The sequence below is a fragment of the Pedobacter sp. PLR genome (assembly GCF_026239675.1).
GTDB lineage: Bacteria > Bacteroidota > Bacteroidia > Sphingobacteriales > Sphingobacteriaceae > Pedobacter.
Genome location: NZ_JAPIVQ010000002.1, coordinates 312398 through 326842, shown reverse-complemented (window position 1 = coordinate 326842; position 14445 = coordinate 312398). Strand labels below are relative to the sequence as shown.

12 protein-coding genes are annotated in these 14445 nt (G+C 40.9%); 9 read left to right on the top strand and 3 right to left on the bottom strand.

Annotated elements, in window-relative coordinates; genetic code table 11:
* Positions 1-127: 127 nt before the first annotated feature.
* Entirely contained in the window at positions 128-1021 is an 894-nt protein-coding gene (gene eboC / locus OQX61_RS04990; RefSeq protein WP_265840576.1) for a UbiA-like protein EboC, read from the top strand.
* Here the strand turns inward: eboC and OQX61_RS04985 are convergent.
* Positions 1014-2471 carry a PQQ-dependent sugar dehydrogenase gene (locus OQX61_RS04985; RefSeq protein WP_265840575.1) on the bottom strand — a complete coding sequence of 486 codons (1458 nt, stop codon included), beginning with the start codon at positions 2469-2471 and terminating at the stop codon, positions 1014-1016. The genes eboC and OQX61_RS04985 overlap by 8 nt on opposite strands.
* A gap of 218 nt (positions 2472-2689) precedes the next feature.
* Between OQX61_RS04985 and OQX61_RS04980 the strand changes: the two genes are divergently transcribed.
* Complete coding sequence (locus OQX61_RS04980) at positions 2690-5074, top strand: phospholipase C, phosphocholine-specific (protein ID WP_265840574.1); 2385 nt, start codon at positions 2690-2692, stop codon at positions 5072-5074.
* 89 nt (positions 5075-5163) lie between these two features.
* On the opposite strand, the gene OQX61_RS04975 is transcribed toward OQX61_RS04980, so the two are convergent.
* Positions 5164-5397 carry an isoleucyl-tRNA synthetase gene (locus tag OQX61_RS04975; RefSeq protein ID WP_265840573.1) on the bottom strand — a complete coding sequence of 78 codons (234 nt, stop codon included), beginning with the start codon at positions 5395-5397 and terminating at the stop codon, positions 5164-5166.
* A 251-nt stretch (positions 5398-5648) separates the two neighbouring features.
* Here OQX61_RS04975 and ileS point away from each other — a divergent pair, with 251 nt between their 5' ends.
* The 5 genes from ileS (at position 5649) to OQX61_RS04950 (ending at position 11460) form a co-directional block, all read left to right on the top strand.
* Positions 5649-9041, top strand: coding sequence for an isoleucine--tRNA ligase (gene ileS, locus OQX61_RS04970; RefSeq protein ID WP_265840572.1), 3393 nt, complete (start codon positions 5649-5651; stop codon positions 9039-9041).
* Positions 9042-9045: 4 nt separating this feature from the next.
* Complete coding sequence (locus OQX61_RS04965; protein ID WP_062550535.1) at positions 9046-9429, top strand: TraR/DksA C4-type zinc finger protein; 384 nt, start codon at positions 9046-9048, stop codon at positions 9427-9429.
* Positions 9429-10031, top strand: a complete 603-nt coding sequence (locus tag OQX61_RS04960) for a lipoprotein signal peptidase (RefSeq protein ID WP_265840571.1) — start codon at positions 9429-9431, stop codon at positions 10029-10031. The genes OQX61_RS04965 and OQX61_RS04960 overlap by 1 nt, the downstream gene beginning before the upstream one ends.
* A gap of 208 nt (positions 10032-10239) precedes the next feature.
* Positions 10240-10944: an SIMPL domain-containing protein gene (locus OQX61_RS04955; RefSeq protein WP_265840570.1), complete on the top strand. Its 705-nt coding sequence runs from the start codon at positions 10240-10242 to the stop codon at positions 10942-10944.
* 201 nt (positions 10945-11145) lie between these two features.
* A complete protein-coding gene (locus OQX61_RS04950) occupies positions 11146-11460 on the top strand; it encodes a hypothetical protein (RefSeq protein ID WP_265840569.1) in 315 nt (104 codons plus the stop codon).
* A 104-nt stretch (positions 11461-11564) separates the two neighbouring features.
* On the opposite strand, the gene serS is transcribed toward OQX61_RS04950, so the two are convergent.
* Positions 11565-12833, bottom strand: a complete 1269-nt coding sequence (gene serS, locus OQX61_RS04945; RefSeq protein WP_265840568.1) for a serine--tRNA ligase — start codon at positions 12831-12833, stop codon at positions 11565-11567.
* Positions 12834-12953: 120 nt separating this feature from the next.
* On the opposite strand from serS, the gene rsmI reads away from it, so the two are divergent.
* The gene (gene rsmI, locus OQX61_RS04940; protein ID WP_265840567.1) at positions 12954-13670 is read left to right on the top strand and encodes a 16S rRNA (cytidine(1402)-2'-O)-methyltransferase; all 717 of its coding nucleotides are present in this window, start codon (positions 12954-12956) and stop codon (positions 13668-13670) included.
* 62 nt (positions 13671-13732) lie between these two features.
* Positions 13733-14395, top strand: coding sequence for a PH domain-containing protein (locus tag OQX61_RS04935; RefSeq protein WP_265840566.1), 663 nt, complete (start codon positions 13733-13735; stop codon positions 14393-14395).
* Positions 14396-14445: the final 50 nt, after the last annotated feature.

Here is a 14445-nt window from a genome sequence, read left to right as displayed (position 1 = left end):
AATTAGGGTTAAATAGGGTTTTTTATATGTTTATTTGCATTAATAAACCAACCTAAACTTAATTTACTTTGTTATACGGCAGGAAGCTGGCTTTTCAGCAGTATCGTATAATTTAAACTGAAATCCTGTGAAGAACCAAATCGCCTATGTTACCATCATTCGTCCGGCCAATCTGGTCACGTCTGTTGCAGATGTGCTTGCCGGCGTGGCTATTTCAGGGTACTTTTTAACGACTGCTTTCGACTTCGAACACCTTGCTCCTATTCTGCTGCTTTGTATTTCTACGCTGGGACTTTATAGTGGTGGTGTGATCTTCAATGATGTATTTGATGCAGAAAAAGACAAGAAAGAACGTCCGGGGCGCCCAATTCCGAGTGGGGCAATCAGCCAGAAAGATGCGGCAGTATTTGGGGGAATTTGCTTTACGGTGGGTATTGTTGCAGCAGCAGCAGTAAACCTGACTTCTCTGGTGCTGGCCCTGCTGATTTTGACTGCAGCTTTAACTTATGATAAATGGTCGAAACACCTGACTGTGATGGGGCCTGTTAATATGGGCTTATGCAGAGGCTTAAACCTGCTGTTGGGTGTAAGTATTTTTTCCAGATCTCCGGAAATCTGGTGGCTGGTGATCGCCATTATTCCTATTGTTTACATCGCTGCTCTTACCATCATCAATAGAAGGAAAGGAGATGACAAAAGTAAAACCACCTTATATCTTGCGGCCTTTTTATACGCTTTTGTGATCGCCTGTATCCTGTTCATTGCCAATAGCAAGGGTTATTTCCTATTGACTATCCTATTTGTGATTCCCTTTTACCTGATGATTTTCACACCTTTATTTAAAGCGCTGGATAATCCTACCGGGGAGAACATCAACAAATCAGTTAAGGCGGGAGTAATTGCCCTTATCCTGCTCAATGCAGCATGGGCCAGCGCTTTTGGCATCTGGTATATTGCATTGATCATCCTGCTATTACTCCCTTTATCCTTATGGCTGAGTAAAAAATTTACCGTTAATTAACCGGTACCAGTTTGTAAATGATACCCGGAGATTCTACTGCGATGTAGATATAACCGTCCGGTGCCATTCTTACGTCTCTTAATCTCCCGATGTTTTTGAAAAGTATCTCTTCCTTAGTCACCTTATTATCTTTTAGCACACTTCTGTTGAGGTACTGAAAACGTAAAGAACCAGTCAGCAGGTTTCCTTCCCATCCTTTATAGCGGTTTCCGGTTACGAAAGCCATTCCACTTGGTCCGATAGAAGGAATCCAGTAATGTATTGGTGCGGTGATCCCTTCTTTTTCAGAGAGCTCACTAATCACTTTTCCATTGTAGTTGATGCCGTAGGTTACTAATGGCCAGCCATAGTTTTTACCTGGTTGTACGATATTGATCTCATCACCTCCTCTTGGTCCATGTTCATTTTCCCAGATTTCTCCTGTTTTCGGATGAATCGTCATGCCTTGTGGGTTTCTGTTTCCATAGGTATAGATGGAAGCTTCCGCGCCTTGAGTTTTCACAAAGGGATTGTCGGATGGAATAGTACCATCAATTTTAATTCTGTGGATCTTACCCAGGTCATTTCCTTTGATTTCCTGAGGATTTTCTTTTTCATTTCCACGCTCTCCAACGGAGATATATAGATATCCATCTTTACCGAAAGCTAGTCGGGAGCCATAATGGTGCTGGGTGCGCGACCATGGTTTAGCCACAAAAATATCTTTTTGATTTGTTAGCTGATTGCCTTCCAGCTTTGCTTTTAACACCGCTGTAGTCGCCAACACCACACCATCTTCTGTTTTAGGCTTAGCATAAGAAAGGTATATGGTTTTGTTTTGAGCAAAGTCAGGGTCCAATACTACATCCATCAATCCGCCTTGACCTTTATTTAAAAGTGCAGGTACGCCGCTGATAGTTTGTAGTGATTTATCTTTTCCTATGCGATAAAATTTGCCGGTACGATCTGTTACCAATAGCTCCTGGTTAGGCAGGAAGGCCATTCCCCATGGCACATCCATTCCTTTTGCTACAGTGTCCAGTCGGATGGTCATGGTTTCAGTTTTAAAAACGTTGCCCGTTGGTTTACCTGAGCCCGTATAACGGTCTACATTTTTAATGCCTTTTAAAATATAATCTGCAAGTTCTTTGATCTCGTTATCGTTAAATGCAGAGTCAAAAGAAGGCATTCCTTCATTGGCATAACCATGTTTAATGGCTTTCACAAGGTCTTCTTTTTTGTTTCCATGTTTCCATTGTCGGTCTACAAAAGCATCCATCTTTTCTCCATGACATCCGCCACAGAAATTACGATAGTTTAGGGCCGCTTTTTCTTCCGGGAAACGAGGGTCGGTAAGGCTATTTTTTTTCAATGCTTTTACCGGAGTTTTGATCTGAGGCTTATCATCAAAGCTCAGCAAAGTTGTCAACACGCCCCCAAGAACGAGTGCGCTGCCAAGATACTTTATCATATTAAAATTCAGTTTAGGGTGTTTGAACACGTAAAATACACATAAATCCAGAGAAACCGGCAGCCCTAATGTGAAGCTTTTCTATAAAAATTGTTACGTTAAGGTGATCATTTCCGGCTTTGTAACATCTTTAGCTTCATAGTCGCCATTTCTGATTCAGAAAATTACTTTTTATGGTCAATCTTATTACATTTGAATAGACACACCTACAAACCAACATGAATTCAAGAAGATCATTTTTAAAGAACGCAGCCCTGTTATCCGGGGCTGCCGGACTCCCAAACGTTATTCCCATGTCTATCCAAAAGGCCATGGCGATTAGTGCCGACCCTGGTTCTACATTTTATGATGCGGAACATGTGGTTTTCCTGATGCAGGAAAACCGATCATTTGATCATATGTTTGGAAAGCTCAAAGGGGTTCGCGGATTCAATGATCCAAGAACGTTTACCCTCCCTAACCAGGATAAGGTATGGTTACAGAAAGATGCCGCCGGAAAAACATACGCTCCTTTCCATGTAGACATCAACAAGACTAAAATCACCTGGCAAGGTGGATTACCGCATTCCTGGTCAGACCAGCTTGCAGCTCGTAATCATGGGAAATATGATAAATGGGTACCGGTAAAATCACATATGTGCCTCGGTTATTACGACCGTACCGACGTTCCTTTTTATTATGCGATGGCTGATGCTTTCACCATTTGCGACCACAACTTTTGCTCTTCCTTAACCGGTACCACTCCGAACAGATTATTTTTCTGGACGGGGACTATTCGTCCTGAACAAAACGGGACTTCCATAGCGGCGGTTAACAATTCTCAGGCAGAATCCCGTGAAAATGCTTTTGTAGACTGGGATACTTTCCCGGAATTACTGGAAGATAATGATGTCAGCTGGAAAATCTACCAGAATGAGATCTGGACAGCAGATATCCAGGGGGACACGGTAGACGATTGGTTGGGTAATTATGGCGATAATGCCATTGAATATGTGAAGCGCTACAATGTAAAACTTGCCGCTTACTTCCGGAAAAACGGTGATAAAACGGCTAAACCACCACTTACAGCGGCTGAGGTGACCGAAAAATACAATAAACTGAGCGACAGGGAGAAAAACCTGATCGACAAAGCTTTCGCCAGTAACATCAATGCGCCGGAAAATTACATGGAGCTTGCGCCTTTTTCATTTACTGATGATCAGGGAAATGCGCAAACGGTAAACATTCCGAAAAATGATATATTTCATCAGTTCCGTTCGGATGTAGACCATGGGAAGCTACCTACTGTTTCCTGGCTGGTGGCTCCGCAAAGATTTTCTGACCATACCAGTTCTCCGCTCTATGGTACCTGGTATGTTTCTGAGGCTATCGACATCCTGACGAAAAACCCTGAGGTTTGGAAAAAGACGATTTTCATCCTGACTTATGATGAGAACGATGGCTATTTCGACCATATCCCGCCTTATGTGGTTCCGAAACCAGGCGATGCCGGTTCTGGAAAAGTTTCTGAGCAGATAGATATTGCACCGGATTATGAATTGAAAAAAGACAGTCCGATTGGATTGGGATATCGGGTACCCATGCTGGTTGCTTCTCCATGGAGCAAAGGCGGTTATGTGAATTCGCAGGTATTCGACCATACTTCCTGTCTGATGTTTTTAGAAAACTTCCTTGGTCAGAAAACAGGGAAAAAGATAAAAAGCAAAAACATCAGCAGTTGGAGAAGAGCAATTTGCGGGGATTTAACTTCTGTTTTCAGACCTGCAAAAGCTGATTTACCGAACACTTTAACCGCTTTGAAAAAAGAAGCGGTGATTACCGGAATTCAGAATGCGAAGAATAAACCGGCACAGGTAAAACCGGATGCCTTAACCCCAGCTGAAATCTCCAAAATAAATACACACGAAGCTTTTGATTCCGCTGCTCCATCGGCCATGCCACAGCAGGAAAAAGGAACAAAACCAGCTTGCGCTTTACCATACCAGCTTTTTGCGGATGCACATCTCGATCCGGTAAAAAAAACCATTCAGGTAGATTTTGAGTCTGGAAAAGGTAATTTCGGACAGAAATTAGTTCCGGTGGGTGCGCCGTTTTTAATGTACAGCAACGTAAACTATCAGCAGGCTCCGGGGAAAACCTGGTCTTATGCTGTGGTTGCCGGTGATCACATTACTGATCAATTGAAACTCTCCCATTTTGAGAAAGACCATTATCATTTATGCATCAGTGGTCCGAATGGATTTTTCCGTCAGTTTAAAGGAAACCAGCATGACCCTGCTTTGAAAACCAGTTGCGGTTATGAAGTTTCCGGTTTACTGAGCAAAAAAGGCACAGGAAATATCCAGTTATTATTGGAAAATGAGGGTTCATCACCTTTAAAAGTAACCATCAAGGATCTGACTTATCAAAAGAACAAGACACAGGAGATTGCTTTACCGGCAAAAGGAAAGGCTAAAGTGATTGTTGATTTACAGAAAAGCGGGGCATGGTACGACTTCTCCATTGAGGTTGCCGGCCATGGTCATTTTAGCAAACAATATGCGGGTCATGTGGAAACCGGCGAAGCAGGAATTACTGATCCATTTATGGGAGCTACGCTTTAAATAAAAATCCAGCTAAAGAAGCAATAAAAACACTGCCCCCAAATTGAACGGTTTGGGGGCATTTTTATGGGGGGCAAAAAAACAGTCCCCTACTTTATTTCCTTGTCTTCCTGTTTCTCCGGGTCGAGTTCTACATTACCGCGTTCATCTTCCTTGGCTGTCCATAAAGGATACAGGAAAAGAATGGCACCAATCATAAAAAACAAGCCTGCAATTTCAAGTGCATATATGCCCGCAGGCTGATCGTTTGTCGCCAAGATGATGTAGACAACCAATGCGATTACCCCCAGGATAATGGCAAATACAGCTTTCTGAAGTTTCATGATTTTGATCATAATAAGAGGTCATTAGTTTGTCGGTTAGTGTTAACAAAAACCAATCCAATTGTTTAAAAAGAAATCGGCTTGTACCCCCTTAAGGAATAGATAAATCTATTTTTTTTCCTAATTTACGAGCTGAATAATAATAACCTTCGGTTTGCGGGGGTTCCCGGCGTATTGCTGAGGATAAAACTGCGTTTTTAAATTCTAAAAATGTAACTTTGCAACCTTAATTTTTTGGAGATACTTGATTGATGTATAGGGAATTTAAACAGCTGGAACTAGCGAAAATAGGAAAAGATATACTTGAATTTTGGAAGGCGGAAAATATCTTTGAGAAGAGTATTTCTACGCGTTCAAAATCGAACCCATTCACGTTTTATGAAGGTCCGCCTTCAGCAAACGGGATGCCCGGGATTCACCATGTAATGGCACGTGCGATTAAAGATATTTTTTGCCGTTACAAAACATTAAAAGGCTTTCAGGTAAAGCGTAAAGGCGGATGGGATACCCATGGATTGCCAATTGAGCTTGCTGTAGAGAAGAAATTAGGCATTACTAAAGAAGATATCGGAAAGAAGATTTCCGTGGAAGAATACAATACGGCTTGTAAAGAGGAGGTGATGAAATACACTGATGTATGGAATGACCTGACCGAAAAAATGGGCTACTGGGTAGATCTTGAAAACCCATATGTTACTTACGAAAGCGAATATATAGAGTCGTTATGGTCGATCTTAAAATCGTTCTACGACAAAGGCCTTTTATACAAAGGTTATACCGTACAACCTTATTCTCCTGCCGCAGGAACGGGATTAAGCTCTCATGAACTGAACCAACCGGGTACCTACAAGATGTTGAAAGACACTTCAATTACGGCCCAGTTTTTCCTTAAAAAAGACCAGAATCATCCTTTGATGGCTGAGCTTTTTGAAAATGCGGAAGAAGAAACGGCAATTATTGCCTGGACTACTACCCCATGGACTTTACCTTCCAACTGTGCTTTGGCCGTTGGTGAGAAAATCAGCTATGTGAAGGTCAAAACGTTTAACCCTTATACTTTCCTTCCGGTAAGTGTGATTCTGGCCAAAGATCTGGTAGGAAAACACTTTAAAGCGGATGCCGCAGCAATTGCGATGGAAGATTATAAAGGTGGTGATAAGCTGATTCCATGGACTATCACTAAAGAATTTACCGGTAAAGACCTGATTGGCTTACATTATCATCAATTGATGCCTTATGTGACCAATGATGATCTGGAAACAAATGCTTTCCGTGTGATTCCTGGTGATTTTGTGACTACAGAAGATGGTACAGGTATCGTACACACGGCTTCTATCTTCGGTGCGGACGATTTTCGTATTGCCAAAGAGGCCGGTGTTCCTTCAGTATTGATCAAAGACGAAAACGGTAATGATGCCCCTATCGTAAACAAACAAGGTAAGTTTGTGGATGAGGTGACTGATTTCGCCGGCCGTTATGTAAAAGAAGAATACTACTCTGACGAAGAGCGTGCTGCTGCTGATTTTAAACCTACTGACGTATTAATCGCCATCAAATTAAAAGAAGACAACAAGGCCTTTGACGTTAAGAAATACGAACACAGTTACCCACATTGCTGGAGAACTGATAAGCCGATCCTTTATTATCCTTTAGACAGCTGGTTCATCAGAACTACGTCTGTAAAAGAGAAAATGGTGGCTTTAAATAAAACCATTAACTGGAAGCCTGAGGCAACCGGAACAGGCCGTTTTGGCAACTGGCTGGAAAACCTGGTAGACTGGAACCTTTCGCGCTCGCGCTATTGGGGTACTCCGCTACCAATCTGGCGTACAGAAGATGGTAAGCAGGAAAAATGTATCGGTTCTATCGAAGAATTGAATGCAGAAATTCAGAAATCTGTTGCCGCAGGGTATATGGAGGCTGGTTTTGAGCTGAAAGACATGCACCGTCCATATGTGGATGATGTGATCCTGACGGCTGATAACGGCGAAAGAATGCTGCGTGAGTTAGACCTTATTGACGTTTGGTTTGATAGTGGCGCCATGCCTTATGCACAGTGGCATTTCCCTTTTGAAAACAAAGAAGAATTTGCAAATGCTTATCCTGCTGATTTCATCGCCGAAGGTGTGGATCAGACGCGCGGATGGTTCTTTACTCTACATGCCATTGCGGTGATGTTAAGTGAATCCAGCGAGGAGATTAAAGCGATCAATGAGAAAGTAGGAAATCCAGGGGTTGCGTTTAAAAACGTAGTTTCCAATGGTTTGGTACTGGATAAAAACGGCAACAAAATGTCCAAGCGATTGGGCAATGGTGTAGATCCTTTTGCTACAATTGATACTTATAGTGCTGATGCAACACGTTGGTACATGATCAGCAATGCTTCACCATGGGATAACCTTAAATTTAACACGGATGGTATCGATGAGGTTCGCCGTAAGTTTTTTGGCACCCTTTACAACACGTATTCTTTCTTCGCTTTATATGCGAACATTGATAAGTTTGTGATTGATGAAGAAAATCAAACGCCTATTGCTGAACGTAGTGAGTTAGACCGTTGGATTTTATCTTTATTGCAGACGCTGATTGCTGAGGTTGATGAGAATTACCAGGGTTATGAGCCGACTAAGGCTTCCAGAGCGATCCAGACTTTTGTGGATGAGCATCTGAGTAACTGGTACATCCGTTTATCCCGCCGCCGTTTCTGGAAAGGTGAGATGACTGCGGATAAAAAAGCAGCTTACGAGACTTTATATACTTGTTTAACGGGCATCGCACAGATCATGTCTCCGGTAGCACCTTTCTTCTCTGATTGGTTGTTCCAGAATCTTTCTGTGACGGCTAAGGATGCTGTGGAATCTGTTCACTTAACGTTATGGAATGAAGCAGATCGTTCCTTAATTGATACTGCACTAAACGAACGTATGGAACTGGCACAAAACATCTCTTCGATGGTGCTTTCTTTACGTAAAAAAAGCAGCATTAATGTTCGTCAGCCATTAGCCAAGATTTTAATTCCGGTATTGGACAAGAAATTTGCGGAGCAGGTAGAATTGGTAAAAGAGCTGATTTTGTCGGAAACGAACATCAAAGCGATTGAGTATATTACTGATGCTGCTGGTTTCATCAAGAAAAAGATCAAGCCTAACTTTAAAGCTTTAGGGCCTAAGGTTGGTAAGGAAATGAAGCTGGTTGCAGACCTGATCAGTAACATGAGTCAGGAAGACTTAGCTGGTTTTGAAGCTACTGGTGAGTACCAGATTCCGAACACGGCTTACGTTGTTCAATTATCTGATGTGGAGATCATTGCAGAAGACATTCCGGGATGGCAGGTGACAAATCTGGGTAACTTAACGGTTGCTTTAGATGTGACCATTACTCCGGAGTTGAAGCAGGAAGGTTTATCGCGTGAGCTAATTAACAGGATCCAGAACTTAAGAAAAGAATTAAACTTTGAGGTTACAGATCGCATTACAGTGTCTTTACAGAACGATAATCTGATTGCCAATGCTGTAGCTGAAAATAAAACATACATTTGTTCAGAAATTTTAGCAGATAAAATTAATTTAATAGATAATTTAGAAGGTGGAAACAAAATCGTCATTGATGATGTTGAACTAGATATTTCGATCGCAAAACAATAATATTATGGAAAAAGCTACAAAAACACGGTATTCAGATAGTGAACTTCAAGAGTTTAAAGAACTTATTCAAGGAAAACTACGCATGGCGAGAGAAGAATTTCTTTCACTGACCAGCTCATTAAGTAGCCCGAACTCTAACGGAACTGAAGATACTTCAGGAACTTATAAAACTTTAGAAGATGGCTCTGCAACTTTAGAGAAAGAACAACTGAATCAGCTGGCAGCACGTCAGAAGAAATTCATTGAGAATCTTGAGGCAGCATTAGTACGTATTGAGAACAAAACTTATGGCATTTGCCGCGAAACAGGTAAGCTGATTCAGAAGGAACGTCTTCGTGCGGTTCCTCATGCTACGCTAAGTATGGAAGCTAAATTGAAGCAGAGCTAATGAAGGGATATACTAAACCTTTACTGATTATCTTTTTGATTTTAATCGCTGATCAGCTGATTAAAACCTGGGTAAAGACTAATATGTACCTTGGACAGGAGTTCAAGATTATCGGAGACTGGTGTATTATCCACTTCACGGAGAACAATGGGATGGCCTTTGGCCTTGAATTTGGCGGTGAATTTGGAAAACTTTCCCTTTCTCTGTTCAGAATTGCTGCGGTAGCAGGTATTGGATACGGTTTACATTACCTGATCCAGAGAAAATACCACAGGGGTTTAATTATGAATGTAGCCCTGATCTTTTCCGGCGCATTGGGCAATATTATTGACTCGGTGTTTTATGGTAAGGTCTACGGATACGCAGGCTGGTTTCATGGAAGAGTAGTAGATATGTTCTACTTTCCGCTGGTAGAAGGCGTGTTTCCGAAATGGGTACCAATCTGGGGTGGCGAAGATTACATCTTCTTCAGACCTGTATTTAACCTTGCAGATGCAGCCATTTCTATTGGTGTGGTGTTGATCCTGATTTATCAGAAATCTTATTTTAAGGAAGATGTAAATGAAGAGATTGGCATTAACAATGAAATTGCAGAAGATTAAGATATCATAAAATCTGATGAGCCCGTGAAGCAATTGCTTTATGGGCTTTTTTGTTTTTAAGACCGGTTATCGCAAAGGATTTTAACAAAAAATACAACTCATTATGAATGAGTTAAGCGTTTTTTGGTAAATTGTATCGTAGACTGATATGGAATTGGTCCGATATTTACATCTTCTTATCAAATACACAAAAAGAAAAACATCTATTATGAAAAAGTTATTTGCCCTTGCCTTTGTTGCCTTATTCAGTTTAAGTGCCATGGCTCAACAAGTAGACCTGAGAAAAAAGATTAGTGTGAGCGGTTCTGCCGAAACAGAGGTTACTCCGGATATCATTTACATCAGCATCTCCCTGAAAGAATATTTAAAAGATAACAACAGCAAGAAAAAAGTAGAGATCACGACTTTAGAAAACCAGCTGTATACTGCAATTCAAACAGCAGGGATTCCAAAAGAGAATTTAACGATCAATAATTTATCAGGTTATACCGTTACACAGAAAAAGAAAAATCCTGATTTCTTAGTGAGCAAACAGTACCGTTTGAAAGTAAGCGACCTGAATAAATTCAATGAGATCATGGGAGATATCGATCCGAAAGGCGTTGCTTATACCAATATCGATAGCTACGATTATTCGAAAATTGAAACCTTGAAAAAAGAATTGAAAATTAAAGCTTTGCAAGCTGCGAAAGCAAAAGCAACGTACCTGGTTGAAGCGATTGGTGATAAGCTAGGTAGCATCATTGATATTCAGGAGTTGAACAATGAGTCCTTCCCTCAGCCAATGTACCGCAACGTGATGATGATGAAATCATCTGAAAGTGCTGACATGGCCGGTGCCCCTGCTCCGGAGATCGACTTCAAAAAGATTAAACTGAATTACACTATGAATACAGTGTTTGAAATTAAGTAAGCTGACCAGAGGAACACACACTTTTTGTTTGTTCCGACAGAATATGAGGTAGCCTGAAAATTAATTAATAATTGCTATATGCCTCAGGCATACTAAAATTAACAACTTTTTAAGCTCAGTGTCCTTGATAAAAGACCTACCAACATTTTTTGGTAGGTTTTTTGTTTGTCATGTATTCGTAAGAAATAAAACCTTAATCACATGAAAAAATTCATTTATTCATTAGCCTTAATTTTTATGCTGGGCGTTAGCGCAAACACTGTTGTTGCCGCTGAAAAATCTGAGAAAAACAAAACGGAAATGACCGTTGAGCAACAGGCGCAATTGAGAAGAATAACAGAACGTGTAGAGGAAATCAAGTCTATGGATAAATCTAATTTATCCAAAACAGAGAAAAAAGAATTACGTAAGGAACTTAGAGAGTTGAAAAAACAATCTAAAGCCGTAGGTGGTGGCGTTTATCTTTCTGTTGGAGCGATTATCATTATCATCCTGTTGTTAATCTTAATATTATAATAGTATCATCTACCGATGAATAAAAAAACCTTCCCCGTAATGGAGAAGGTTTTTTTTTAGGCCATGATCGTATCATGGCTTTTTTAGTATTTGATTTTTCAGGATTAATCGATGTATTCGAAACCTGTATATTTTACCAATACTTCAGGAATTTTAATTCCCTTATCAGTCTGGTTATTTTCCAGGATACAAGCTACAATACGTGGTAATGCCAATGCACTTCCATTTAAAGTATGTGCCAATTGTGTTTTACCAGCACCTTTAAATCTTAATTTCAGGCGGTTACTCTGGTAAGTTTCAAAGTTAGATACAGAAGAAACTTCTAACCAGCGTTGTTGTGCTGCACTCCATACTTCCATGTCATAAGTCATGGCTGCAGTAAAGCCCATATCGCCACCACATAAGCGTAAAACGCGGAAGTGTAAGCCAAGGTCTTTTAGTAAGTCTTGTACATAGGCACTCATCTGCTCCAATGTTTCATAAGAGTGGTCCGGGTGTACCACCTGTACCAATTCTACTTTATCAAACTGGTGTAAGCGATTTAATCCTCTTACGTGTGCACCATAAGATCCTGCCTCGCGACGGAAACATGGCGTATATGCGGTATTTTTAACCGGAAGTTCTTCTTCTTTCAAAATTACATCACGGTATAAATTCGTTACCGGTACTTCGGCAGTAGGGATCAGGTAAAGGTTGTCTACACCTGCATGGTACATTTGTCCTTCTTTATCCGGCAATTGTCCGGTTCCAAATCCTGAAGCTTCATTTACCAATAGCGGCACCTGCATTTCCCTGTATCCGGCATCTACGGCTTTATCCAGGAAATAGTTAATCAACGCTCTTTGCAGGCGCGCACCTTTTCCTTTATATACCGGAAATCCTGCTCCGGCAATCTTAGTACCCAATTCAAAATCTATAATGTCATATTTAGTGGTCAGTTCCCAGTGTGGTACTGCATTTTCGCCCAATACTGCAGGCTCACCATAAATAAATATCTCTTCATTTTCTTCCGCAGTATTTCCTGTAGCCACAGATTCATGAGGTAGGTTAGGCAATTGAACGATCAATTGAAACAACTTCTCTTCTGCGGCAGTCAATACTTCTGAAAGGTTTTTGATCTGCTCTTTATTTGCTGTAGTCTCCGACTTTAATACTTCCGCTTCCTCTTTTTTTCCATTACGCATCAGCTCGCCAATTTGTTTCGCACTGGCATTTGCAATCGCAGAAAGTGAATCTAAGGAGGTTTGAGCTTGTCTACGCTCTTCATCAATTTTAATAATTTCATCAACCAATTCTGGTTGTTTGAATTTACGTACACTCAGTCGTTCTAAAACTTTGTCTCTATTTTCGCGGATATAGTTAACTTGCAGCATTATTTTATATTTTAAACAAAGATAATAACTTAACTCGTCATTGCGAACCTCCACAGACATCTGTAGGATAATATCCTTGAACAGAGCGTCTATTTTGGCAGAGCTGATGAAAAAAATACTATGGAAGGCAAATTATTTCTTGTTCCCACGCCGATTGGCAACCTTGAGGATATGACCTTCAGGGCGATAAGGATTTTAAAAGAGGCAGATGTAATTCTGGCCGAAGATACGCGTACGAGTGCGCCGATGCTGAAACATTTCGGGATCGACAAAAAGGCGTATTCACACCACCAGCATAATGAGCATCAGGCGACTTCTGAGATCATCAGGTTTCTGAAAGAAGGAAAAAATGTGGCGCTGATCTCTGATGCAGGGACTCCGGCGATTTCTGACCCCGGTTTTTTCCTGGTTAGAGAGGCCATAAAAAATGACCTTGCCGTAGAATGTTTACCCGGTGCAACTGCTTTCGTGCCGGCATTGGTAAACTCTGGTCTTCCTGCCGATACCTTTATCTTTGAGGGCTTTTTGCCTGTTAAAAAAGGTAGACAAACCCGTTTTAAGAAATTAGCAGAAGAAGATCGTACCATCATTTTGTATGAAAGTCCGCATAGATTACTTAAAACACTGGAAGAATTTGCAGAATACTGTGGTGAAGACCGTCAGGCTTCCGTGAGCAGAGAGCTGACAAAAATGTACGAAGAGACAGTAAGGGGTACTTTGCTGGAAATCAAGGAGCATTTTGAGAACAATATTCTGAAAGGCGAATTCGTGATCTGCATCGCAGGTAAAGAACAAGTGAAGAAATCTAAATATAATAAGGACGATTCAGAGGACTAATCCGCAGATGCCGGAAGCACATTTCAGGTTCAATTTTTGATAGTATTATAAAAAGCATTTATATGATATTAATTGATAGATTTTTAAGTGACGAACAAGATCCAAAAGCTGTTGAAAAGGTTTTAGGAAAATTAAATGATATGCTCAGCGCAAATGAGGAGCTGATTTACATGGCGGTTCAAAAAAGACCTGCTGTGAATATACTTCCTACCTGCATTGTGGTAAGTAACAAGCGTATCTTTTATTGTGAGCCGGGGAATTTCGGCATCACTATGAATTTCAAAGATATCTCCTGGAAGACCATTAAAGAAGTGTCTTTTAAAGAGGAAATCTTCGGTTCTAAATTTATTTGTGTGCCTACTTATGGCGAAAATATCATCACTGAGTATATTCCAAAAGTTCAGGCCCGTAAATTATACCAGGCTGCACATGAGCAACTGGAAGGTTTTAAAGAGCATCAAAGACAAATAGAACTGGAGGAAAGACGTTCTGCCACCTCTCCGGTAACGGTAAACACGGTTCCTGCTCCTGTAGTAGAGGAAGAGCCTATGGCTTTTATCCCCCCTGCTCCTGTTGCAGCGCCATATGTAGCACCTGTTCCGGTAGAAGAGCCTGAAGATGAAACTACGCTAAAGCTGAGAAAACTGAAAACATTGTATGATAAACAATTGATTACGCTGGAAGAATATGAAGCTAAAAAAGCAGACATTCTGGACAGCTTTTAAGGAGCTGGCTTAAAAGTATTGGCCCGATTAAAAATATTAGCTTGCTTAAA